General features: G+C 65.8%; 18 protein-coding genes. 9 read left to right on the top strand and 9 right to left on the bottom strand.

The window, feature by feature from the left end:
* Nucleotides 1–72: 72 nt before the first annotated feature.
* Entirely contained in the window at nucleotides 73–2433 is a 2361-nt protein-coding gene (locus WBP06_RS26395; protein WP_395335537.1) for an arylsulfatase, read from the top strand.
* A 288-nt stretch (nucleotides 2434–2721) separates the two neighbouring features.
* Here the strand turns inward: WBP06_RS26395 and WBP06_RS26390 are convergent, their stop codons facing one another.
* The 5 genes from WBP06_RS26390 to WBP06_RS26370 all read right to left on the bottom strand — a co-directional run bounded on the left by WBP06_RS26390 (nucleotide 2722) and on the right by WBP06_RS26370 (nucleotide 7080).
* Nucleotides 2722–3873 (bottom strand): sulfotransferase family protein, encoded by a 1152-nt coding sequence (locus tag WBP06_RS26390; RefSeq protein ID WP_395335535.1) that lies wholly within the window; start codon nucleotides 3871–3873, stop codon nucleotides 2722–2724.
* A 145-nt stretch (nucleotides 3874–4018) separates the two neighbouring features.
* On the bottom strand, nucleotides 4019–4840 hold the full coding sequence (locus WBP06_RS26385; RefSeq protein WP_395335533.1) for an SDR family oxidoreductase: 822 nt from the start codon (nucleotides 4838–4840) through the stop codon (nucleotides 4019–4021).
* Nucleotides 4837–5199 (bottom strand): hypothetical protein, encoded by a 363-nt coding sequence (locus WBP06_RS26380; protein ID WP_395335531.1) that lies wholly within the window; start codon nucleotides 5197–5199, stop codon nucleotides 4837–4839. The genes WBP06_RS26385 and WBP06_RS26380 overlap by 4 nt, the downstream gene beginning before the upstream one ends.
* Nucleotides 5196–6389: an aromatic ring-hydroxylating dioxygenase subunit alpha gene (locus WBP06_RS26375; protein WP_395335529.1), complete on the bottom strand. Its 1194-nt coding sequence runs from the start codon at nucleotides 6387–6389 to the stop codon at nucleotides 5196–5198. Before WBP06_RS26375 ends, WBP06_RS26380 begins: the two co-directional genes overlap by 4 nt.
* A 76-nt stretch (nucleotides 6390–6465) precedes the next feature.
* Nucleotides 6466–7080: a TetR/AcrR family transcriptional regulator gene (locus WBP06_RS26370; RefSeq protein ID WP_395335527.1), complete on the bottom strand. Its 615-nt coding sequence runs from the start codon at nucleotides 7078–7080 to the stop codon at nucleotides 6466–6468.
* A 246-nt stretch (nucleotides 7081–7326) separates the two neighbouring features.
* Between WBP06_RS26370 and WBP06_RS26365 the strand changes: the two genes are divergently transcribed.
* Complete coding sequence (locus WBP06_RS26365) at nucleotides 7327–7905, top strand: YSC84-related protein (RefSeq protein WP_395335525.1); 579 nt, start codon at nucleotides 7327–7329, stop codon at nucleotides 7903–7905.
* A gap of 13 nt (nucleotides 7906–7918) precedes the next feature.
* On the opposite strand, the gene WBP06_RS26360 is transcribed toward WBP06_RS26365, so the two are convergent.
* The 3 genes from WBP06_RS26360 to WBP06_RS26350 form a co-directional block, all read right to left on the bottom strand.
* The gene (locus tag WBP06_RS26360) at nucleotides 7919–8185 is read right to left on the bottom strand and encodes a metal-sensing transcriptional repressor (RefSeq protein ID WP_395335522.1); all 267 of its coding nucleotides are present in this window, start codon (nucleotides 8183–8185) and stop codon (nucleotides 7919–7921) included.
* Between the two features lie 27 nt (nucleotides 8186–8212).
* Nucleotides 8213–9097: a nickel/cobalt efflux transporter gene (locus tag WBP06_RS26355; RefSeq protein ID WP_395335519.1), complete on the bottom strand. Its 885-nt coding sequence runs from the start codon at nucleotides 9095–9097 to the stop codon at nucleotides 8213–8215.
* A 142-nt stretch (nucleotides 9098–9239) separates the two neighbouring features.
* On the bottom strand, nucleotides 9240–10331 hold the full coding sequence (locus WBP06_RS26350; protein WP_395335517.1) for a Gfo/Idh/MocA family protein: 1092 nt from the start codon (nucleotides 10329–10331) through the stop codon (nucleotides 9240–9242).
* A 31-nt stretch (nucleotides 10332–10362) separates the two neighbouring features.
* Between WBP06_RS26350 and WBP06_RS26345 the strand changes: the two genes are divergently transcribed.
* From WBP06_RS26345 to WBP06_RS26330, 4 genes are all read left to right on the top strand, one after another.
* Entirely contained in the window at nucleotides 10363–11271 is a 909-nt protein-coding gene (locus WBP06_RS26345) for an aldo/keto reductase family oxidoreductase (protein WP_395335514.1), read from the top strand.
* Nucleotides 11268–12338 carry an LLM class flavin-dependent oxidoreductase gene (locus WBP06_RS26340; protein ID WP_395335511.1) on the top strand — a complete coding sequence of 357 codons (1071 nt, stop codon included), beginning with the start codon at nucleotides 11268–11270 and terminating at the stop codon, nucleotides 12336–12338. The genes WBP06_RS26345 and WBP06_RS26340 overlap by 4 nt, the downstream gene beginning before the upstream one ends.
* A gap of 248 nt (nucleotides 12339–12586) precedes the next feature.
* Nucleotides 12587–13822, top strand: coding sequence for an MFS transporter (locus tag WBP06_RS26335; RefSeq protein ID WP_395335509.1), 1236 nt, complete (start codon nucleotides 12587–12589; stop codon nucleotides 13820–13822).
* Between the two features lie 73 nt (nucleotides 13823–13895).
* Nucleotides 13896–16193: a TonB-dependent receptor gene (locus WBP06_RS26330; RefSeq protein ID WP_395335506.1), complete on the top strand. Its 2298-nt coding sequence runs from the start codon at nucleotides 13896–13898 to the stop codon at nucleotides 16191–16193.
* A gap of 129 nt (nucleotides 16194–16322) precedes the next feature.
* Here WBP06_RS26330 and WBP06_RS26325 read toward each other — a convergent pair whose 3' ends face one another.
* A complete protein-coding gene (locus tag WBP06_RS26325) occupies nucleotides 16323–17726 on the bottom strand; it encodes an FAD/NAD(P)-binding protein (protein WP_395335503.1) in 1404 nt (467 codons plus the stop codon).
* A gap of 250 nt (nucleotides 17727–17976) precedes the next feature.
* Here WBP06_RS26325 and WBP06_RS26320 point away from each other — a divergent pair, with 250 nt between their 5' ends.
* Genes WBP06_RS26320 through WBP06_RS26310 form a run of 3 tightly spaced genes read left to right on the top strand, consistent with a single transcriptional unit; the run spans nucleotide 17977 to nucleotide 22255 of the window.
* Complete coding sequence (locus tag WBP06_RS26320; RefSeq protein ID WP_395335501.1) at nucleotides 17977–20277, top strand: TonB-dependent receptor; 2301 nt, start codon at nucleotides 17977–17979, stop codon at nucleotides 20275–20277.
* Nucleotides 20274–20861 (top strand): hypothetical protein, encoded by a 588-nt coding sequence (locus WBP06_RS26315; protein WP_395335498.1) that lies wholly within the window; start codon nucleotides 20274–20276, stop codon nucleotides 20859–20861. Before WBP06_RS26320 ends, WBP06_RS26315 begins: the two co-directional genes overlap by 4 nt.
* Nucleotides 20858–22255, top strand: coding sequence for a PepSY-associated TM helix domain-containing protein (locus WBP06_RS26310; RefSeq protein WP_395335495.1), 1398 nt, complete (start codon nucleotides 20858–20860; stop codon nucleotides 22253–22255). The genes WBP06_RS26315 and WBP06_RS26310 overlap by 4 nt, the downstream gene beginning before the upstream one ends.
* The last annotated feature ends 14 nt before the right edge of the window (nucleotides 22256–22269 follow it).

Raw genomic sequence — 22269 nt, 5'->3', positions numbered from 1 at the left:
GCCTGCCTGTGGCCGGCGCGCTTCGTCGCGCGCGCCGGTCCTTTCCCACGCGACAACCTTGAAGGATGCCCGATGCGTTTGTTGACCAAGGCAGCGTTGTTGCTTGCCGCCAGTGCCCTGTCCTCCGCCGCCTGCGCCCAGGACGCCGCGCCCACCGCCAACGCGATCGGCGGCCCGCAGAGCTTCACCGGCAGGATCGGCCTGACCCGCGCCGAATCCCAGCCCGCCTTCCCTGCCCAGCCGCAAGCGCCGCAGGGCGCGCCCAACGTGCTGCTGGTGCTGCTGGACGACGCCGGCTTTGCGGCGACCTCCACTTTCGGCGGCGTGCCGCGCACGCCCGCGCTGGACAAGCTGGCGGCGCAGGGCCTGCGTTACAACCGCTTCAACACGACCGCGATCTGCTCCCCCACCCGCGCCGCGCTGCTGACCGGACGCAACCATCATGAGGTGGGCTTCGGCAACCTTGCCGACATTGCCGCCGGCTTCCCCGCCTACAACTCGATCTGGAACCCGGACACCGCCTCGATCGCGCGGATCCTGCAGGGTAACGGCTATTCCACCGCCGCTTTCGGCAAGTGGCACAATACCCCCAAGTGGGAGATTTCGGCGGCCGGCCCGTTCAACCACTGGCCAACCGGGCTGGGCTTCGATCACTTCTACGGCTTCATGTCGGGGGAGGACAACCAGTGGGAACCGCACCTGTTCAACGATACCACCGCGATCCCCGCACCCGCCGCGCCGGAACAGGGCTATCACCTCACCACCGATCTGGTGAACAAGGCGGTCGGCTGGGTGGACGATCATGAAGCGGCCGCCCCGCAGAAGCCCTATTTCCTTTATTTCGCCACCGGCGCGGTCCACACGCCGCACCACGTTCCGCAGGAATGGATCGACCGCAACAAGGGCCGCTTCGACGCCGGCTGGGACGTCTATCGCCAGGAGACGTTCGCCCGCCAGAAGAAGCTGGGCATCATCCCCGCCGATGCCAAGCTGACGCCCCGGCCCAAAGGCATTCCCGCCTGGTCCAGCCTGAGTGCCGATCAGAAGAAGGTCTATGCCCGCCAGATGGAGGTCTACTCCGCCTTCATGGAGCAGACCGACTACGAGGTGGGCCGCCTGATCGATACGCTGCGCGCGCGGCCCGGTGGCGACAACCTGCTGGTGATCTACGTCGTGGGCGACAATGGCGGCAGCGCCGAAGGCGGCATCGACGGTTCGATCGGCAACGAGGCGACGGCCACCGGCAACATTCCCAAGGGTATCGATCCGCAACTGGCGCAGCTTGCCAAGTTCGGCGGCCCGGATCTGGCCAACCATTACTCCGCCGGCTGGGCCTGGGCCACGACCACGCCGTTCCAGTGGATGAAGCAGGTCGCCTCCCACTTCGGGGGCACGCGCAATCCGCTGGTGATCTCCTGGCCCGGCCACACCAGCGATCCGCGCGTGATCCGCAGCCAGTTCGGCCATGTGAACGACATCGCACCGACCATCCTCGACGCCGCGCATATTGCCCTTCCCGGCGAAGTGGACGGCGTGAAGCAGATCCCGTTCGAAGGTCATAGCCTGCTGGCAACCTTCACCGATGCCAGGGCGCCGGAAACGCATACCGAGCAGTATTTCGAGATCTTCGGCAACCGGGCGATCTACAAGGATGGCTGGGTGGCTGCGGCCAAGCGCAACTACCAGCCGTGGAACCTGCTGCACGATCTGCCCAAGGTGTTCAACGACGATACCGCCGGCGATCGCTGGGAGCTATACGACGTTGCGCACGACTTCAGCGAAGCGACCGACCTTGCGGCCAAAAACCCCGGAAAACTGGCCGAACTGAAGGCGGAATTCGTGAAGGAAGGCCAGCGCAACGGCGTCTTCCCGCTGGTGCCGCTGCCGGTGGGTGCGCCCGCGCTGCTCGATCCGAAGCGCAAGAGCTTCGTGTTCCAGCCGGACATCTCCGGCCTGCCGCTCAATGCCCTGCCCGATCTGGGGAACAAGGCGCACAGCCTGACCGTGCGGATCGACGGCGATGCCGCCACCGCTTCGGGCGTGCTGGTGGCGGAAGGCGGGCGGCTGGGTGGCTTCGTCCTTTATGTGAAGGACGGGCATCTGGTCTTCGAGAACAATGCCTATGGCCAACGTCGCGATACCGTGGTCTCCACTGCCGGTCTGCCGCGGGGGCCGGTGACGGTCGGCTACGACTATGCGCCGACGCCGAAGCCGGGCGCCCCCGTGCCGGCGCCGGGCGCGGGCACGATCCGGCTGCTGGTCAACGGCCAGCCGGTGGGCGAAGGGCAAATCACCGACTTCCCGACCTCTACCGCCGCCTTCAATGAGACGTTCGACATCGGGCGGGACCGCAATTCGCAAGTCGGCACGGATGCCGATGCCCGCAAGCCGTTCACGGCAAAGCTGGGCGAAACGCGCATCGAACTGAAATGAGCGAAGCCCCCGCGCGGCTGGTCGGAAGCCCGCCGCGCGGGGCTAAATTTCAGACCGGGCGCTCTTTCGCCCGCCCTTCGCCCCGTACATCCCGTCGCCCCCGCGAAGGCGGGGGGCCCGCTGCCTTTTGACGACGGTGGCGGATATCCGCGAGGATGGAGAAGAGAAGCGGGAGAAGCAATCCAGGACCCGCATAAGCCGCCCCTGGATTGCCGCGCGACCTGCGGTCGCTCGCAATGATGAACTGAAGGATGCGGCTGCCGATCGGGATTGGCAGCCGTCCGGGACTCAGGCGGCGCTCATCGCCACGTCGAAATCGGCGCAATAGCCGGCGAAGCGCTCGCGAATCTCGCCGGCTGTCAGACCGTAGTCGGCCAGATCGTAAGTGTGCTTGCCGAAGCGGTCCTTGGGCTTGGCCTCCAGATAGTGCTTCATCCTGGCTTCGGCTTCCGCGCTCAGTTCCTCGCCGAAATGCGCATAGAGACGGCGCATCGTGCCTAGCGGATCGCGAAGTTGCTCGGTATAGAGTACATCGTGGATCGCGTTGCGCCCGTGGCGTCGGCGGAAATCGGCCTGCCGGGCGATCATCACTTCGAATGTCTCCACCATATCCCGCCCGATGGCCGCGCGGTCCACGCTGTCGCTGAACATGCGGCGCACGTTCCAGACAAGGCTGCATGCGGAACCGACGACTTCCACCGGATCGCGGTGCGTCATCACCAGCCGGGCATCGGGATAGACCTCGGTCAGCGCATCCAGATAGAGCGGGTGCCACGGGTTCTTCAGCGTCCAGCGCCCCGGTGCCTGCGACTGGAGCAATTGCAGCAGACGCTTCTGATAGCGGAAGGCCGGCAGATAATCGGCCTTGTCCAGAAACCAGCGATGGTAGCCGGGAATGGCATATTGGGAATCGTAGACCTGCGAGACGAAGCTGGGCGCCATCGAGAACTGGCACTCGCACGGGCTGTCGCCATCTTCGTGATGGATCGCGGAGATGTGCGGCATGACCTTCAGCGAATGGTCGATCTGCGCCTGAGCCGCTTCGTATCGCGGCCCGGCGTGGAACTCCTCGGGCGTGGGCGGCGGGGTCGAGGCGAAAGCCTCCCACCGCAGAAAGCAGCGACGCGCGGGGTCTTCGTTGAGCAGGTTGATCGTCAAGGTCGTGCCCGTGCGCGGCAGGCCGAAGACGAACGTGGGCTTCTCCACCGGGGCGTCAAGGATATCCGGATGGCGCGCCAGCCAGTCCTCCACCCGCATCCGGTTGGCAAGGTATTCGGTGGCGTTGCGGGTGAACACGGCAGTGCCCATCGCCGTCAGATTCGCCTCACCCTCGATCGCTTCGGTCAGAACCCGCAGCGGCTCGCGGATTTCCGCATCGTCCCAGTTCATGTTCCCCGAACGCTCGCGCGCGGCGGAAACGATCGTTTCGGCCAATGTCATCCATACTCTCCCATTGCTTCGGGCGCCGCCACGGTGCGATGGCACGCCCATTCTTGCCGCAACTCTGTTGCCCGCCGGCGCTCGCCGCAATCACGCCTGGCATCGTGATCCAGACGCGTTTTGGAGATCGGGCCATATTGCGGCGCTATCTGGTGGCGGTGACGCCGGTGCGATAATCGGGCTGTGCGGGTTCGCCGAAGGCCGCGATGATCCGCTCATGTCGTTCGCGTAGGTTGTCCCGATATTCGGGGTGCGTGACGATGTAGGGATCATCGTTCTCCACCGCGCGCACGACGGCACGGCCGAGCCAGAGCGGGTCCATCATGTTCGCCTCGATCGCGGCGGCGCGCGCCGGATCGCCCGCACTGATCCGCGACAGATCGCCTTCCGACATGCGGCTGCGCGTCAGCCCCGGAAACAGCGTGGAGACGCCGACGCCCGCCGGCGCCAGTTCGTCACGCAGCGAATCCGACAGGCCCAGCACCGCGAACTTGCTGGCCGAATAGGCCGCGAAGCTGGCGAAGGGGCTGAGGCCGTTCATCGACGAGGTATTGACGATATGCCCGCTGCCGCGCGCCACCATCTGCGGCGCGAAAGTGAGGATACCGTTGTAGACGCCCGTGACGTTGATCGCCATCACTCGCTCGAACTCCTCGGGCGAAATGGTCAGCAGCGGCTTGAACCCGGTGGAGATGCCCGCGTTGTTGCAGAGCACGTCCACCGCGCCAAAGCGCGCCTCCGCCTCCACCCGCGCCGCCTGCCAGCTTTCCAGCGATCGCACGTCAAGCGTCAGGGTCAGCACGTCCACGTCCTCGGGCAGCCTGGCCGCTTCCTCCTGCGCGAAACCCTGGTCGATATCGGCCAGCACGATCCGCGCGCCGCGCTCGGCAAAGGCGCGGGCCATGCCGCCGCCGATGCCGCCACCGCCGCCGGTGATGAAGACGGTCTTGTCCTGAAGGTTCATCATGCGGCTTCTCCTGTGGTTTCGGGAATGTCGGTCGCGGAACGGGTGATGCGCAGGCGATCGCGCCAAGGGGCGCTCTTGACCTCGTCCGGGCCCTGGATCTCCACCGCCAGCGCGACATGGGCGAGTGCAAGGAACAGGTCCATCAGCCGGCGCTCATCCGGCGCGAGGTCCGCCAACGGCTTGGCATCGAGCAAGGCCAGCGCGGAATCGAGCAAGGGCGAGGCCGCCGCGAAAAACGCCAGCCGATCCTCCGGCGCGGAGGCCGACCGCAATGCCGCGCGCTCCGCCGTGGTGGGCAGCGCCCAGCGATCCACGTAGGGTTCGAGCACCTCGAAACCCGCAGGCAGCGCGCCGCTCACAGCGCGTCTCCCGTTTCGCGCGCATAGTCGCGCACCCGGGCGTCCACTTCGTTGAACAAGTGGCGGCACAACGCCTCCATCTGCTGGAAATGAATATGGCGCAGCGCCCCGCTCTCCAGCCCGCGCTGGCCGCGTTCGATCATGTCGATATCCTCGGCATGGATGTCGCGGATCTGGCCCAGCGAATATTCGCGCGCGAAAGTCTCGCTGGCCTGGGCATCCTCGCCCGACCAGTAGACCCGCACCACCCCGCGTGAACGACCGGCCGAGAGGGGATAGACCGTGTGCGAGAACGGCTGCGTGGGCGTGCCGATCACGAAGAGGTTGGGGAAGAACGCCAGATAATCACGCCCGTGCGGCAGATCCAGCAGCCCCCGCCGCATCAGCGCAGGGATGCCCTTCATCGATGCCTGCCGCTGGAACGGCTTCAATGCCGGCGCGGGATTGGACCAGATGCGCTGCGTGCGGTGCGGGCCACAAAAGCCCACGCTGGCGGGATAACCGTATTGGTTGTCCGCCCCGATCGCCGCCTCACCCGATCGCGGGTGGATGAAGCGCAGATGGTAGTTTTCCTGGAAATTGTCGTAGGTCAGCTTCCAGTTCGCGTCGATTTCGTAAGTGTATTCGCTGAAGGTGGTGGCACGGGCAACGGGCATGGCCTCCAGCCGCTCGGCATAGTCGCCCATCCATGCGCGCAGAGGTTGGGCCTCCGCGTCGAAGTTCACGAACAACATGCCGCCGCATTCCTCAAGCCGGACCTGCGGCAGCGCGCAGTCCTTCTTGGGAACGTGAAACGCCTCGAAATCCGGGGCCGACAGCAAGGCTCCGTCGGTACCGTAGGTCCACATGTGATAGGGACAGCTGAACTTCGTACGCCGCCCCGCCGCCTCGGCAACCAACTGGGTGCCGCGATGGGTGCAGACATTGTGAAAGGCGCGGATCGCCCCGTCCCGCCCGCGCACGATCAGCAGCGATGCCTTGGCGAATTCCAGTTCCCGCCGCACGAAACTGCCGGCTTCGGGCAATTCGCAGACGTGGCCGACATGGATCCAGCTGCGCAGGAACACGGCCTTGCGCTCCAGTTCGAAATAGCCGGGATCGTAGTAAGGCGCGGCGGGAACGGGCTGCGTTCCCAGCCAGGCCACATCGTCAGCCGGGATGGGCTGATAGGCCGATGCTGCCACGGTCATGGGCAAGTCCTCTCGGTTCTCGTTTTTTCCCTTCTACCCCGAGAGCGAGATGATTCTCAACACTGTTGCCTAAACTTTATCCCTGCAGCAGCCCGTCGCGCCGCAGCATCCGCTGATGCTCCTTGCGGAAACGCTCGATCACCGCCTCATCATCCAGCTCAGGCCGCACGCTTCCGCGGAAAACGCGGGGGCCGATGATCGCCGCCACCAGCATCATCGTGCAGTGGACTTCGACGTCGACGCCCTCCCCCTCCGCGCGGTCGCCGAAAGTCATCGCCGTGGCGGAGACGAATTCGTCCCACTTCGGATAGTGATCGCGAATGTCTCCGGGCGAGATGAAATTCTCGATCCACAGCTTGATCAGATCGGGGTTCTCCAGCACGAAACGGCCGATGAAATCGATCCGCTCCGGCTGCGGGCGCGCTGCGGTGAAGCCCTTCACCAGTTGGTCGGACGACCATGCGCTGACGGCCTCCAGCAGTGCCTCGCGATCGGCGAAGTGGTAATAGACGGTCGCCCGGTTCAATCCCACGGCCCGCGCCAGCGCGGTGATCGACAGCGCCTCCACACCCTTTTCGGAAATCAGCCGCACCGCCGCCTCGATCATCGTCTGATGCGTAGCGTCGAAGCTCTTGTTGCGACGGGTGCGGCCGGGTGCGCCTGATGCGCCGGTTGCGGGAAGTTGGGACATGCCGCTTCATGCACCAGCCTCCCGGTGCCGGAAAGAGCGAACGGGCAGCCTGCGGGCTTCCGGCGGCCAGGAAATTTCATTTGGGATACTTCCCGAAATCTCGGTGTTTACACCGATGGCACGCCGCGCATTGCGGCGTACCGTGGGCCGCACGCCGTGGGCCACACAAGGCATCCGACACTGCCTGCTCAACGCAGTGCGGCTGCAGATGACATGTCATTCCCCTTTTCCTTGAAAGGCCGTGCAATGAAGATCGATCATCAGCAAATTACCCGCCGCCTGGCCGTGGGCGGCATCGCCGCCGCCCTGCTGACGCTGGCCATTCCCTCGCCGGTCTACGCGGCATCGTCGAAGGCGGATATCGAGGCGAAATCCCGCGCCGCGCTGAAGGCGCTCTATGCCGCCAACCCCAAGGCTGCCGCCGTGGGCAAGCGGGCCAAGGGCGTGATGGTCTTCCCCAACATCATCAAGGGCGGGCTGGTGATCGCCGGCTCATCGGGTGACGGCGCGCTGCTGGTCAGCGGCAAACCGACGCGGTTCTTCAATACCTCCAGCGCCTCCATCGGACTGCAGGCGGGTGCGCAGGGCTATGGCTATGCGCTGTTCTTCATGACCGACCAGAAGATGGCCGAAACCACCAACGGCACCACCTGGGATGCCGGTTCCGACGGCAGCGTGGTGTTGGTGGACAAGGGCGCCGAAGCCTCGCTGGACACGGCCAACTTGAACAAGGCGGTCTACGCCTTCGTCTTCGACCAGAAGGGCCTGATGGCAGGCATCAGCCTGAAGGGCAGCCGGATCAAGGAGATCCACCCCAAGCAGTAGGCGCCAAGCAGCCCTAGAGGTACTTGGCGATTTCCGACAGCTGGACCAGAGTCTGGCGCGTCTCTGGCGTCAGTTCGCCAACGGCCTCTTCCAGGTGATGCTCGATATGATGGGCCACCAGGGCACCGCGCGCCTTGGTGAGGGCAGCGATCACCGCCTGCAATTGCTGGGCGATCTCCAGCGCGCTGCGGTTTTCCTCTACCATGGAAGCGATCTTGGCGAGGTGCCCGTTGGCGCGCCTCAACCGATTGACCATCGCCTTGTCGCTGGCATGACTCATCGATCGCCCTTCTTCTTGCGTGCTACCTCACGGCAGGTGCTGCCATGCCGACAGCGCCACATAGAGCCCGACGCCCAGGATAACGAGGCCTGAAATGTAAGGCGCCTTGCGAATGGCCTCGCCAAAGCCGGTCCAGCGCTTCTCGACATGGCGCAGGCTCAGCGCCGCCAGTACCCCCGAAGCGACCATGGTGAGGGCGAGGCCCATGGAGAAGGCCACGACCAGCGTCGCGCCCAGCGCCAGCCGCTTGAGTTGAAGGCACAGCATCAGCACGGTGATCGCGCCGGGGCACGGGATCAGCCCGCCGGTCAGCCCGAACAGCACGATCTGTCCGGTCGTCACCCGCGTATTGGCGAAGCGACGGCGGATATCCTCGGCATGGGCAGCTTCATGAGCATCGACATAGCCGCCCGTGGCCAGTTCCAGCTCGTGGATTTCCTCGTCCGAGGGTTCATGGTGATGATGGTCGTGATCGCCGTGATGGTGATGGTGCCCGTGGGTATGGCCATGATGATGATCATGGTCATGCCCGGCGTGATAGCGTTCGGCCGCGATCTGCTCCCGCCGCGCGCGCCACAGCATCCAGATCGCCATACCGACGATGATCACGCCGGAGGCCAGCTGGAACCACGGCTCGGTATCTTCGGCGCGAAGGCCGCCGAACAGCCACATCCCCCCAAGCGCCACCGCCCAGACGACCATCGTGTGCGAAAGCGTGGCGGCAAGGCCCAGCAGCACCGCCTGCCGCACGGTCCCTTTTACCGCGATGATGAAGGCCGCCATCATCGTCTTAGAATGGCCCGGCTCAAGCCCGTGAAGCGCGCCCAGCACGATGGCGCTGGGGATGAACAGCCAGGCGCCCGAACCGATGGGGTCGCTCACGTGCGTCATGAGTTGGGATAGATCGAACATGGCGTCCCATTATCCCCCCAGGGGGGATAAGAGAAGAGCAAATTCGCAGCAGCATTCGTTTCCGCCGAAGCAGACGCAAAAACGCGCCGGGAAGCAGACCTTCCCGGCGCGTTTGATAGTGGCCGACGGTCCCGGCGAAGGCTCAGCCGCCCAGCAGTTCCGCCATCTCGACCACGCGCTTCTCGCGCGCGCTGAGTTCGGCGGCGGCGCCAATGGCAACCGCCATCAACCCATCGCGCGCGGTAACCTGCACTTCGCCCTCACCCCGCACGGCGCGGGCAAAGGCTTCGTGCTGGTAGAACGTAGCGCCGTGGTGCGAACCGGCGTCCATCGCCGCCTCGTCCACCGCGACATGCCAGCGTTCGACCGCCTTCGGCCCCGGCCAAGGCACGCGCGGCGACCAGACGAGATCGCCCGGCGGGATCAGCACGTCCAGACGACCCTTGTCGCCCGTGGCGCTCATTTCTTCCTGATGCTCGGCACCCTCGGCAAACATGCAAAGGTCCAGCAGGGCGCGGGTGCCGTCGGCGAAGTCCACGGTGGTGAAGCTGTTGTCGATGATGTCGGGCTGGCGGCCATCATAGCGCTCATCGATGTGGTTCACATCCATCGCGCCCGAGCAGTAGACCCGCACCGGCTCGGACCGGGTGATCAGCCGCATCAGATCGAAGAAGTGGCAGCACTTCTCCACCATGGTGCCGCCGGTATTGGCGGAGAAGCGGTTCCAGTCGCGCACTTTGACCAGGAACGGGAAGCGATGCTCGCGGATGGAGAGCATGTGCAGGCGGCCGACCTTGCCGCCGTGGATCTCGTCGATGAAGGCCTTGGCGGGCGGCATGAAGCGGTATTCCATGCCGGTCCAGAACGGCGCCTTGCGGGCTTCGGCGCGCTCCACCACCCATCGGGCGTCTTCCATCGTCGTGCAGAGCGGCTTTTCGCACAGGATCGCCACGTCGCTGTCCAGCAGCGGCTCCAGCACCGCGCGGTGGGTGAAGTTGGGGGAGACGACGACCACGGCATCCAGCCCGGCATTGGCGATCATGCTGGCGCTGTCGGCATATTCGGCCACGCCTTCCGCCGCCGCGCCAAGGGCATCCTTGGCCCAGCCGAGCGAGGTGGGTTCCGGGTCCGCTATGGCTACAACTTCGGCGCCCTCAAGGATTTTGATGTTGTGGATGTGCTCCACACCCATCATGCCGGTACCGACGATCCCGTACCGCAAAGCGTCTTTCATTTCGGCAATCTCTATTATATCGGTTGAGAATATGACCCTCCCCCTATCGACCCAATCCGTCCCGCTCGGCAAGAGTGGAATTTCCGTTTTCCCGATCGCCTGGGGCATGTGGCGGCTCGCCCGTGAAGACGGCAACGACGATATCGGTGCAATCGTTGCGCGTATCGAGGCGGCGCTGGAAGCCGGCATCACCCTGTTCGACACCGCCGATATCTACGGCTGCGACGCGGCGCTGGGATTTGGCGGCGCGGAATTGCTGCTGGGCAAGGCTCTCGCCGCGCGGCCCGACCTGCGCGAGCGGATGGTGATCGCCACCAAGGGCGGCATCGTGCTGGGCGTGCCTTACGATTCGAGCCCCGCCTACCTGAACAAGGCGCTGGACGCCTCGCTCGAACGCCTGGGCCTGCCCTCGGTCGAACTCTATCAGATCCACCGCCGCGACTTCCTGGCCCACCCGCGCGACGTGGCCGAAACTCTGGCCGCGATGGTCGAGAGCGGCAAGGTGAAGTCCATCGGCGTCTCCAATTACAGCCCCGCCGAATTCGATGCGCTGCAGGCCTTCCTGCCCTTCCCCATCGTATCGACCCAGCCCGAATTCTCGGCCGCTCGCTATGCGCCGCTCTATGACGGCACGCTGGATCAGGCGATGGCGCATGACGTGGCCGTGCTGGCATGGTCGCCGCTGGGCGGTGGCCGTCTGGCCTCGGGCTCGGAAGACCCGGTCGCCAAGCTGCTGGCCGCACAGGGTGAGCGTTTCGGCACCGATGCCGCCGCCGCCGCGCTCTCGTGGGTGATGACGCATCCCTCGCGTGCGATCCCCATCGTCGGCTCGCAGAATCCGGAGCGTATCCTGGCCTCGCGCGACGCGCTGAAGGTCGAGTGGACGGCTTCCGAATGGTACGCCGTGCTGGAAGCGTCGATGGGAGCACGCCTGCCGTGACGGCGCTCAACCCCTGCGAAGTCAGCTGGTTCTCGGCGCTCTGCGACGATGACTACGAGTTCCTTGGCCAGCCGGACCCGATGCTGCGCTCCAGCTGGGAGCATTGCCGCAACATCGTCACCACGGCCGAGGAAGGCGGTTTCGACAATGTGCTGCTGCCTTCCGGCTATGCGCTGGGCATCGACACCACTGCCTTCGCCGCCGCCATCGCCACGCAAGTCCGCCGCATCAAGCTGCTGATGGCCGTGCGCATCGGCGAGATGTGGCCGGCGCAGCTTGCCCGCCAGATCGCCACGATCGACCAGATCCTTGGTGGCCGATTGAACATCAACATCATCTCCAGCGAGATGCCGGGCGAAACGCTGGACGGCGGCGCCCGTTACGAACGCACGACCGAGGCGATCGCAATTCTGCGCACCCTGCTCTCGGGTAAGCCGCTCGATCATCAGGGGCGGTTCTGGAACCTGAAGCTGGACGCCCCGCGCATGATCGCGCCCGGTTCGACGTGCCCACCGCTCTATTTCGGCGGCCTTTCGGAGCCTGCCCGCGAAGTCGCCGCCAAGGGCTGCGACGTCTACCTGATGTGGCCGGACCGGATGGAGGCGGTGAAGGACACCATCGCCGACATGCGCGCCCGCGCGGCGAAGTATGGCCGCACCTTGCGCTTCGGCTACCGCGTCCACGTGATCGTGCGCGAGACCGAGGCCGATGCCCGCGATGCGGCGAACCGCCTGCTCTCCCGCCTCGACGCCGCAGAGGGTGCGGCGATCCGCGCCCGTTCGCTCGATTCCCAGTCGGTCGGCGTGCAGGCGCAGGCGGCGCTGCGCGAAACCGCCAGCGATGACGGCTATGCGGAGGAGAACCTGTGGACGGGCATCGGCCGCGGCCGTTCCGGCTGCGGTGCTGCCATCGTCGGCGATCCGGATCAGGTGCTGGCGAAGCTTCAGGCCTATCGCGCGGCGGGAATCGATGCCTTCATCCTCTCCGGCTACCCTCATGCGCGCGAGGCCGACCTGTTCGCGCGGCATGTGCTGCCCCGGATCGATCACGGGCCGCTGGTTCTGTGATTTGAGCGGGTTGGGTGCAGGCAGCTCTCAACCCGCCAAGCAAGACTTCGTCGCCCCCGCGAAGGCGGGGGCCCCGCTTTTCCTGAGCCACAGCGCTGTGGATCGAAGAACAAGCGGGATCCCCGCCTACGCGGGGATGACGGGTTGAGCGAGGCGATTTCTCCACCCGCCTGAAGTCACCGCAGCCCACCCGCTCCGCATAGAAGGTCCATGATGCCCAACTCCTCCCAGACCGAAACGAGCCGCGCATGAACCTCTCGCCCCGCCGCCGCTGGCTGCTGTTCACACTGGCGCTGACCGCCGGCGTGCTCAATCTGGTGGACCGCCAGATCATCTCGGTGCTGAAACCGACGATCGCCGCCGATCTGGGCTGGAGCGACGACGATTACGGCACGCTGGCTGCTTGGTTTCAGGCCGGCGCCGCCTTCGGCTTTCTGGCGGCGGGCTGGCTGGTGGACCGGCTGGGCGCGAAGTGGGCCAATGCGGCCGGCGTCGCCGCGTGGTCACTGGCGGCAATGACCCACGGCTGGGCAAGCAGCTTCAGCCAGTTCGTGCTCTGCCGCATCGGTCTGGGCGCAACGGAATCGATGGGCACACCAGCGGGCGTGAAGACGATCGCCACGATCTTCCCGCCCAATCTGCGATCGCTGGGCTTCGGCCTGACCAACATGATGAACTCCATCGGCGCGATCCTGGCCCCACTGGCCATCCCCGTGGTGGCTGCCGTCTGGGGCTGGCGCGCGGCCTTCGTGCTGGCGGGCGTGGTGGGCCTGCTGTGGGTGCTGGCCTGGCTTACCGCATCGCGCGGGGTGGATTTCGACGATCGACAACCCGCCATTCCCGGCAATGTGGTCTCCGGCGACAAGCTGTTCCTGAAGGAAGGCCGCACCTGGACGATCGCGCTGGCCAAGGTCCTGTCGGACGCCACCTGGTGGCTGATGCTGTTCTGGATGCCGGACTATTTCCACCGGCAATTCGGCCTTTCCGGCACCGAACTCGGTCCCCCGCTGGCGCTGGCCTATTGCGGGTCCGCCATCGGTTCGCTGCTCTCCGGCTATGCCGCCAACCGCCTGCTGTCGAAGGGCTGGACCGCCAATCGCACGCGCAAGACGCTGATGCTGATTTCCGCGCTTTGCGTGGTACCCGTGCCGCTGGCGCTCCACGCCCACGAATACTGGGCGGCAGTGGGCCTGATGGCGCTGACCTTGGCCGGGCATCAAGGCTTTTCCACCAATCTGTTCGGCCTGATCGCGGATGTGACGCCGCGTCACAAGGTTGGCCGCGTGACCGGTTTCGGCGCATTCTGCGGCAATCTGGGCGGCACCGCGATCAGCAAGATCGCCGGCCTCGTACTCGCAGCCGGGCTCGGTTATGGCCCCCTCTTCGCCTTCGCCTCCGTCTCGTACCTGCTGGCGCTGGGCTGGATCCAGCTGACGATGCCCCGGATGGTCCCGGCCGAACCGCTCACTTCGGCTTCCGCATAGGGCGACTAAAGGAAAACTATCTTTCTCAACTAAAACGGTTGACTATGGTCCGCCCGGTTCAAGGGAGACCATAATGACCACGACCCCGATCCGCACCGCCCGCGCCCTGCTGCTGGCATCCGCGGTCCTTTTCCCGGCGGCCGCCTTTGCCGATGAGGCACCGGCCGCCGACACCGCGCCGGCGACCGGCGAGATCGTCGTCACCGCGCGATATCGCGATGAATCGCTGCAGCAGGTGCCGATCGCCATCACCGCCGTCAGCGGCCAGTCGCTCAACGACCGCGCGATCCATACGCTGCAGGATCTGAGCAACACCGTCCCCTCGATCGATTTCCGCAACGGCGCATCGAACAAGGATCGCACCGTGTTCATTCGCGGCGTCGGCACGATCAGCACTTCGCCGGGCGTCGAATCCTCAGTCTCCACCGTGCTCGACGGCGTCGTGCTGACCCGTCCGGGCCAGGCCACGCTGGACGTGGGCGAAGTGGAACGCATCGAAGTGCTGCGCGGCCCGCAGGGCACGCTGTTCGGCAAGAACGCCTCTGCCGGCGTCATCAGCGTCGTCACCGCCGCGCCTTCGGAACAGTTCCACGCCTATGCCGAAGGCACCGCGACCACCGATGAGGAATACCGCATCAAGGCGGGCGTCACCGGCGGCATCGCGCCCGACATTTCCGCCCGGATCGACGGCCTCTACGCCAACTATGACGGCAACGTGCACAACGTCTACACCGACAATCAGGTGAACGGCTACGAACGCTATGGCGTGCGCGGCAAGATCCAGGCGCAGCCCACCGATACGCTGAAGCTCACCCTCTCGGGCGACTATCTGCATTCGCACGACACCACGCCCAGCGGCGTCTATGCCCGCACCAGCCAGATCGCCTATCCCACCGGCGCGGTCACGCAGTCGCCGGCGCTCGCCTCGTTCCTGACGAGCCAGGGCATCGTCGCCGGGCCGGAAAACCGCGAAGTCAGCACCAATTTCGACACCGACGTGCGCGACAAGAACTACGGCGGATCGCTCACCGCCGAATGGGGCCTGGGCGACTACACCGTCACCTCGATCACCGCCTATCGCGAGTGGAAGAACGCCCAGCATCAGGACTACGACGCGCTGTCGCAGCTTTCTGCGACATTCCCGCAGGGCGACGACTATGGCACCGTAGACAACCACCAGTTCTCGCAGGAACTGCGCCTCACCTCACCCAAGGGCAAGTTCATCGACTATGTCGTGGGCGCCTACTACCTCCACGCCAAGACGGACGAAGTCTATACCCGCACGCTTACCCGCCTGATCTCGGGCGCGCAGAATGTGGTGACGGGCGTGGCGAACTACGGCGTCACCAGCGACAACTATGCCGTATTCGGTGAGGCGAACATCAACTTCACCTCGTGGCTGCGCGCGATCGCCGGCTATCGTTCCACCTGGGACGACCTCAGCTACTATCACGTCCGCACGTCGACCAACGATCCGACGAACTCGGGTTCCACCGCGCTCGATGTCGCGGGGATCCGCGCCTATCACAATTCGGCGGGCTCCACCTCCACGCGCGGCGATTCCTATCGCGGCGGCATCCAGGCGGATTTCCTGACCAACAACCAGGCCTATTTCACCTATTCGCGCGGCTACAAGGGCCCGGCCTACAACGCATACTTCAACATGCGTTCGCTGAATGCCACGACGCCGCTGGACGAGATCGCGCTGAAGCCGGAAACCTCGGACTCGTTCGAGGGCGGCATCAAGGGATCGGCGCTGAGCCACAAGATCACCTATGCGCTGGCGGTCTACTCCACCAAGTTCCACAACTATCAGGCCAATTACAACGACGTAGTCGGCGGCGCGCAGGTCACTCGCCTGATCAATGCCGGCACGGTGCAGACCAAGGGCGTGGAATTCGACTTCGGCCTGCGCCCGATCCCGGGCCTCTCGCTGGACACCTCGGTCGCCTATACCGATGCCAAGGTGATCCACTTCATCTGCCCGGCCGGCGCACCGGCCAGCTGCGACATCGACGGGCAAGTGCTGCCCTTCGCACCGAAGTGGAAGCTCTACAGCAACGCGGCCTATCGCTTCGCGCTGTCAAATGCGCTGGACCTTGAAGTGCAGTCGGACATCACGCTGAAGAGCCGCACGCAGTACCAGCTGACGGAGACGCCGGGCACGATCCAACCGGGCTATTACATCTGGAACGCCAGCGTGGCGCTGATCGGCACCACTGGCGACTGGCAGCTGCGCGGTTTCGTGAAGAACATCACGAACCAGAGCTATTCCAACTTCCTGGCCAACGGCACGCTGGCTGGCATCGTCCGCTACGTTCCGCGTGACGACAAGCGGTACGCGGGCATCCTGCTGCGCAAGGACTTCTGATGGCCGGGGCTGGTGGGTCATTCACGGCCCGCCAGCCTTGCGTCACTTACGCCTCAATCCGCCACTTCGTCGCCCCCGCGACGGCGAGGGCCCCGCTTTCTTTGCGCCACGCCCGTAACGACGCGGCGCTTAGAGCCCCTCGCCGCCAACCCAGTGCGCATCGGCCAGATAGCGCGCCAGGTTCCAGACCTGCCGTCGGATATCGGGCACGGCCACGATCTCCCACGCCTCTCCCTTGGTCACCGGGCCGACCGCGAACAGGCTATTCTGCGGCCGCCCTTCCGCATCGCGCACGCGGCCGAGGTGCTCGACGTCCAGCCCCAGCCGATGCGTGTCGGGCCGGATGCGCCCCTGGGTTAGCAGGTCCTGCACCAGCGGCACGCCACTGCGCAGCAGATCGCCCTCAGGCCCCGTACAATTGATCACGCGACAAACCTCCAGCCGCGCCACCCCATCCTCGCCACGCGGTCGGTAGTCCACGGCCACGCCGCGCGGCGTCGCCTCGGAACCGGCCAGCTTGCCGGCCACGAACTCCAACCGCCCTTCCGCCTCCAGTTCGGCCAGCCGCTTCGCCACGTCGGGCGCCAGACGATGGCGGTGAACATCCCAATAGGGACGCAGATGCCGCAGAAAACGGCGCTGCGCGGCGGCATTATGGCGGCGCCAGAGGTTCTGGGTATGGGGCCGCTGTTCGTCCACCGCCGCGCGCCAGCCAATCGCCTTCGCGCGCTCTCGAATCTGCCGGACCAATGCCGAGCCCCGCGCATCGGGAGCGGGCACATTCTCCACCGCCGGCCCCGTATCGGCGTGAGCATGCGGCTTCAACCCGCGCCGGGACAGCGCCGTGATCCGCCCCTTGAACCCTGCCTTGTCGAGCGAAAGGATCATGTCCGCCGCCGTCAGCCCGGTGCCGATCAGCAGCACATGGTCGAGCCTGCCCGCATCGGCCACCGCCTGTGGATTCCACGGATCAGCGAAGCAACGGTCCGCCGGCAAATCCGCCAACGCCGGATGCGGCGCCGGCGGGAAGTTGCCGAGCGCGAGGACCAGCGAACGCGCGACGATCTCGCCCCCGTCATCCAATACCACGGTGACCTGCCCATCCGCGAAACGCGCGGACAGCGCCTCCGCGCCGATGATCTGCGCCTTCGGGCCGGCATCGGCCAGCGCCTTGATCAGCAGTTCGCGCAAGTAGAGGCCGTAGCTGAGGCGCGGCACGAAGCGATTGGCCTGTTCCTCCCCGCTCTGGCCGATCCAGCGCAGGAAATTGGCCTGATCGTCGGGAAAGGCGCTCATGTTCGCGGCGCGCACGTTCAGCAGATGCTCGGGCCCCTTGGTGCCGAAGGCAAGGCCCTTGGCCAGCTGGGCCTGGTTACGTTCTATCAGTACCACCGGCACGCCCTGGCGGATCAGGTTGATCGTCAGCAGGGTTCCGCTGAAGCCGGCGCCGACAACGACGACCGGCAATTCCTGGGCCAGCATTTCGTGACGCAGCTGCTTGTCGGGTTCGATCGCGGGGGGGATTTGCTTCATGCCCGCAGCCTATCCGCATCGCCGGTCATTTATCAACCGTTTTAGTTGAGAATATCCGCCGTTCGGGCAACCACGACGACGAGCGGTGTGCCAGATACGACGATCCCCGAGCCCCTCCTCCGCAACTTTAGCGGTTGAGCAGCGCCAAATCACCCGTGCACTTCGCACAATGAATTTGACAAATTGATAATGCGATTGACTCGCATTATAGGCTTGGACATAGGAACGCCCTGAAGTTTCAGGGGGCTCCATGATCCGTTTTTCCGTTTTGCTGTCCGGCGTTGCGACCGCCGCGCTTACCGTTTCCGTACTGGCCATTCCCGCGCAGGCGCAGGACGTCGCGCCTTCCGCCGAGAATGCGCCGGCGCCCGGTGACATCATCGTCACCGGCGAAAAGGCCACCCGCACCCTGCAGGAAACGCCCACCAGCATCGCCGTCACCACGTCCGACCGGATCAGGAAGGAAACCCTGATCTCGATCCAGGACGTCTACAACCGCACCGCAAACCTTTCGGAAACCTACGGCGCATCGGGCTTCACCATTCGCGGCGTGAGCAACACCGGCGTCGGCGCCGGCGGGCAGGCCGACGCGGCCAGCGTCTATGTCGACGGCGCACCGATCCCCAAGTGGGCGCTCTACGGCGGCCCTACCGACATGTGGGACGTGCAGCAGGTGGAAGTGCTGCGCGGTCCCCAGTCCACGATCCAGGGCTTGAATGCGCTGGCGGGCGGCATCGTCATCACCACCAAGGACCCTTCGCTCACCCGCTGGACCGGCGATGCCCGCGTGCTCTGGACCGAGCATGACGACCGCACATTCTCCGCCGCCGTCGGCGGCCCGATCATCGCGGACGAACTGGGCGTGCGCCTCTCGGCAGAGCGCCGGAACGATCGGGGTATCATCAAGAACGTCACGCGCGGCGGCTATGACGATGCGTTGGAATCGCTGAACTTGCGCGGCAAGGTGATGTGGACGCCCCCCGCAATCCCCGGCCTGGAAGCGGTGGCCAGCTACAACCGCGTGCGGCGCGACGGCGGCTACCTCTACGAATATGCGCGGACGGACGTGCCCGACTTCTACGATCACCGCATCTCCACCGGCGACCAGCCCAGCCGCGGCAAGATCGACAGCGACATCGCGGTGTTCAACCTCAGCTATCCGCTGGCGGACAGTCTGAAGCTGTCCAGCGTCACCTCATGGAACCGGTCCAAGGTCCATTCGCAAGTCGATACCGACGGTACCCCGCAGGACATCCAGGCGATCGATAACCGCTACCTCTACAAGACGCTGACGCAGGAACTGCGCCTGAACTACGATGGGCCCACGCTCAGCGGGTTGCTGGGCGCCTGGTATTACCGCCGCACCGGCACCATCGACCAGAACAGCCGCGTCAACATCGCCACCCCCACCTCGACGATCGCGGCGCTGCTGCAGGCCAATGGCGCCTCTGCCGCACAGGCACAGGCGATCAGCACTGCCTATGCCGGGCAATTGCCGGTAATTCCGGTGCTCTACTCCGCTGAACAACCCGAAAAGGTGGAGACCATGGCCCTGTTCGGCGATGGCCGCCTGAAAGTGACCGACCGGCTGACGCTGATCGGCGGCTTCCGTTTCGACCATGAGCGCAACCGCTACGCGGCAGAGACCGTGGCGACCTTCAACGGTACATTGCCGGACCCTAACTTCATGGGCGCGGCCTATGCCGGCATCATCAACGTGATCAATCAGGGCGTGCTGGGTCTGGTGGACGATGCCTCCTCCCCGCTCGCCAGCAACAGCCGCACCTTCAACGCCTTCCTGCCGAAGATGGGCGTGAGCATGGACTGGACGCCGGACCTGACCACCGCCTTCACCGTGCAACGCGCCTATCGCTCCGGCGGGTCCAGCCAGAACCCGGCGCGCGCCGAACTGGTGCCCTACGATCCGGAATTCAGCTGGAACTACGAAGGATCGCTGCGGTCCAAGTGGCTGGACGGCAAGCTGGTGATCAATGCCAACGTCTTCTACATGAAGTGGCGCGACCAGCAGGTTACCGCCTACTTCGGGCTCAACGCCTATGACTACAACACGGTGAACGCGGCCGGTTCGCACCTTTACGGGTTCGAGCTGGACGCCAATGCCACCGTGGCACGCGGCATCAGCCTCTACGCCTCGGTCGGCCACGTGCGCACCAAGTTCGACGATTTCGACCTGCCCACCGGCGCCACCAGCACCGTGGACCTGACCGGCACGCAATTCCCCTATGCCCCGCGCTGGACGCTGGCCGGCGGCGTGAACGCCGATTTCGGCAGCGGCTTCACCGGCAACCTCAACGCCAATTACCGCAGTTCGGTGTTCACCGGCGTCGGCCAGGATCAGGCGCAGTACAAGGTTTCGGCCCGCACCGTGGTCAATGGGCAGGTCGGGTACGACAGCGGCACCTGGTCGGTCTTCGTCTTCGCGCGCAACCTCTTCAACGAGAAGTACAAGCAGTACGAATATGCCGCGATCCATCAGGCGATCCTGGGCGATCCGCAGACCTTCGGCGTCGGCGCCGGAGTGCACTGGTGAGCCTGCTGGCAAGTCCCTTGACCAACTGGCTGGCCGGCGCCCTGTTGCTGGCGGGCGGCGCGCTGGGTGCCGTCCTGCTGCGCCGGTCGTGGCTGCAACGCGCGGGCGCCGCGCCCGCCTATCTGGCGGGCGGCTGGGCCGTTCTGGTGGGCGTGGCGGTGCTGGCCGCCTGGCTGATCGGCCCTATCAAAGGGCTTGCGCTGGCGCTGGTGATGGAAGGGATCGGCGCACTGGGCATGATCTGGCAAGGCCGCGTGCGCCGCCAGGCAGGCCGCCTGCGCGAGATCGACGCCGCGCCGGAACCACTCGATGAACCCGGCCGCATCTGGCGCGGCGTGCTGCGCACCTTGCTGGCCGGCCCGCTGGGCATGACCGCCGCGATGGCGGTCGCCTTCTGCGTGACGGTCTACATGCCCGGCGACCCACGCACGCGCATCGTCGTCGGCGGGTTACTGATGCCGGTACTCTGGGGGCTGGCAATGACCTGGACGCTGGCCGACCGCCGCCTGCTGCGCGCCACCGCCGTTTTGGTTGGCACCAGCCTGATCGGCTTCGGAATCGCCGCTCTGGGAGGGGCAGCATGACCAAGACTGCAAGCGGCAATACCCGCAAGAAACAGTGGCGCTGGCCGATCCCGCCGGAAACCGTGCGCGCGGTGCTCAGCAGCCATTCGGTGCTGGGACTGGCCTTCGCGGCAGTCATCTACCTTGTCTGCCTGACCGGCACGATCGCCGTTTTCGCGCCCGATCTGCAGCGGCTGGAAGTGCCCGCCACGCCGGTCGTGCGGCACCTTTCCGATGTCGCCGCCGCGCGTGCCATCGCCGAAGGCGCGCGGCAGGTGCCGGCCGACGCCTCGCTCTATCTGACGATGCCCACCACCGGGAAGGAAGGCGCCACGCTGGTCGGCTACAAGCCCGATTTCGAGCGGAACTGGGCGATTGCCGAAGACGGCGCGCTGGCCCCGCTGGAGGCGGTCTGGACCGAATTCCTGATCGACCTGCACGTCCGCCTGCACCTGCCGCGCAGCTGGGGCGCCTTCATCGTCGGGCTGACCGGGGTTGCGTTGCTCTCCTCGCTGGTATCGGGCGTGCTCGCCCATCCGCGCGTGGTGCGCGATGCCTTCCACTTGCGGCTGGGCGGTTCGCGCCGGCTTCAGGAGGCTGACCTGCACAACCGGCTGGGCGTCTGGGCCCTGCCCTTCCACTTCACCTTGGCGCTGACCGGCGCCTTGCTGGGATTGAGCACGCTGATCGTCGCGGTCCTTTCCCTGCTGCTCTACCGGGGCGACATGGACCGGGTCTATGCGCTGTTCCTCGATCCGCCGCCGCCGGTCGATGCCCGCGCCGTGCCGATGCCCGACATCGCCGCGCTGATCGCCGAGGCCCGCGCCCGATCGCCGGGTGCGGAGCCGCAGAGCCTGGTGGTGGAACGTCCCGGCCGCGCCGACATGCGCATCACCATCCACGGCGGCCGGCCGAAGCTGCTGGTCCAGCAGGACGAATTGCAATTCGATGCCCACGGCAAGCCGATTCATGAGGAACACCCGCAGGACATGGTGGTGGGCACGCGGATGCTTACCGGCATCGGCCAGTTGCACTTCGGCTGGTACGGCGGGCTGCCGGTGCGGATCGCCTATGGCCTGCTGGGCCTGGCGCTCTGCGTCGTGACGTCAAGCGGGGTGACGATCTGGCTCGCCCGCCGCCGCGACCGGGGACGACCCGCGCCGCAGTGGGAACGGATCTGGGCCGGCGTCTGCTGGGGCCAGCCGGTGGTGCTGACGCTGACGGCGGTGCTTGCGCTGGTGGTGCCCGCCAGCCCGCTCGCCACCGTCTGGCTGGCGCTCACAGTCGTGGCGATTGCCGCATCGGCGCTGGCGCGGAACCTGTCCGGGCAGCGGATTGGCTGGCTATGGCGCCGCGCACTGGTGGCGTCGCTGGTGCTGGCAATCGCGGTCTGCCTGATCCGGCATCTGGGATAAGCAAGGCCACCGCT

The sequence above is a fragment of the Novosphingobium mississippiense genome, assembly GCF_044029535.1.
Taxonomy (GTDB): Bacteria; Pseudomonadota; Alphaproteobacteria; order Sphingomonadales; family Sphingomonadaceae; genus Novosphingobium.
Note: the sequence above shows the minus strand (reverse complement) of the source record. Positions and strands in the feature narration are given on the sequence as shown.

What these genes read in the sequence shown, in the direction of transcription:
- WBP06_RS26360 (WP_395335522.1), bottom strand. Translation starts at nt 8,185, where the DNA reads ATGAGTCATGCCAGCGACAAGGCGATGGTCAATCGGTTGAGGCGCGCC.
- WBP06_RS26390 (WP_395335535.1), bottom strand. Translation starts at nt 3,873, where the DNA reads ATGACATTGGCCGAAACGATCGTTTCCGCCGCGCGCGAGCGTTCGGGG.
- WBP06_RS26330 (WP_395335506.1), top strand. Translation starts at nt 13,896, where the DNA reads ATGACCACGACCCCGATCCGCACCGCCCGCGCCCTGCTGCTGGCATCC.
- WBP06_RS26370 (WP_395335527.1), bottom strand. Translation starts at nt 7,080, where the DNA reads ATGTCCCAACTTCCCGCAACCGGCGCATCAGGCGCACCCGGCCGCACC.
- WBP06_RS26320 (WP_395335501.1), top strand. Translation starts at nt 17,977, where the DNA reads ATGATCCGTTTTTCCGTTTTGCTGTCCGGCGTTGCGACCGCCGCGCTT.
- WBP06_RS26375 (WP_395335529.1), bottom strand. Translation starts at nt 6,389, where the DNA reads ATGACCGTGGCAGCATCGGCCTATCAGCCCATCCCGGCTGACGATGTG.
- WBP06_RS26345 (WP_395335514.1), top strand. Translation starts at nt 10,363, where the DNA reads ATGACCCTCCCCCTATCGACCCAATCCGTCCCGCTCGGCAAGAGTGGA.
- WBP06_RS26365 (WP_395335525.1), top strand. Translation starts at nt 7,327, where the DNA reads ATGAAGATCGATCATCAGCAAATTACCCGCCGCCTGGCCGTGGGCGGC.
- WBP06_RS26335 (WP_395335509.1), top strand. Translation starts at nt 12,587, where the DNA reads ATGAACCTCTCGCCCCGCCGCCGCTGGCTGCTGTTCACACTGGCGCTG.
- WBP06_RS26310 (WP_395335495.1), top strand. Translation starts at nt 20,858, where the DNA reads ATGACCAAGACTGCAAGCGGCAATACCCGCAAGAAACAGTGGCGCTGG.
- WBP06_RS26355 (WP_395335519.1), bottom strand. Translation starts at nt 9,097, where the DNA reads ATGTTCGATCTATCCCAACTCATGACGCACGTGAGCGACCCCATCGGT.
- WBP06_RS26350 (WP_395335517.1), bottom strand. Translation starts at nt 10,331, where the DNA reads ATGAAAGACGCTTTGCGGTACGGGATCGTCGGTACCGGCATGATGGGT.
- WBP06_RS26395 (WP_395335537.1), top strand. Translation starts at nt 73, where the DNA reads ATGCGTTTGTTGACCAAGGCAGCGTTGTTGCTTGCCGCCAGTGCCCTG.
- WBP06_RS26385 (WP_395335533.1), bottom strand. Translation starts at nt 4,840, where the DNA reads ATGATGAACCTTCAGGACAAGACCGTCTTCATCACCGGCGGCGGTGGC.
- WBP06_RS26325 (WP_395335503.1), bottom strand. Translation starts at nt 17,726, where the DNA reads ATGAAGCAAATCCCCCCCGCGATCGAACCCGACAAGCAGCTGCGTCAC.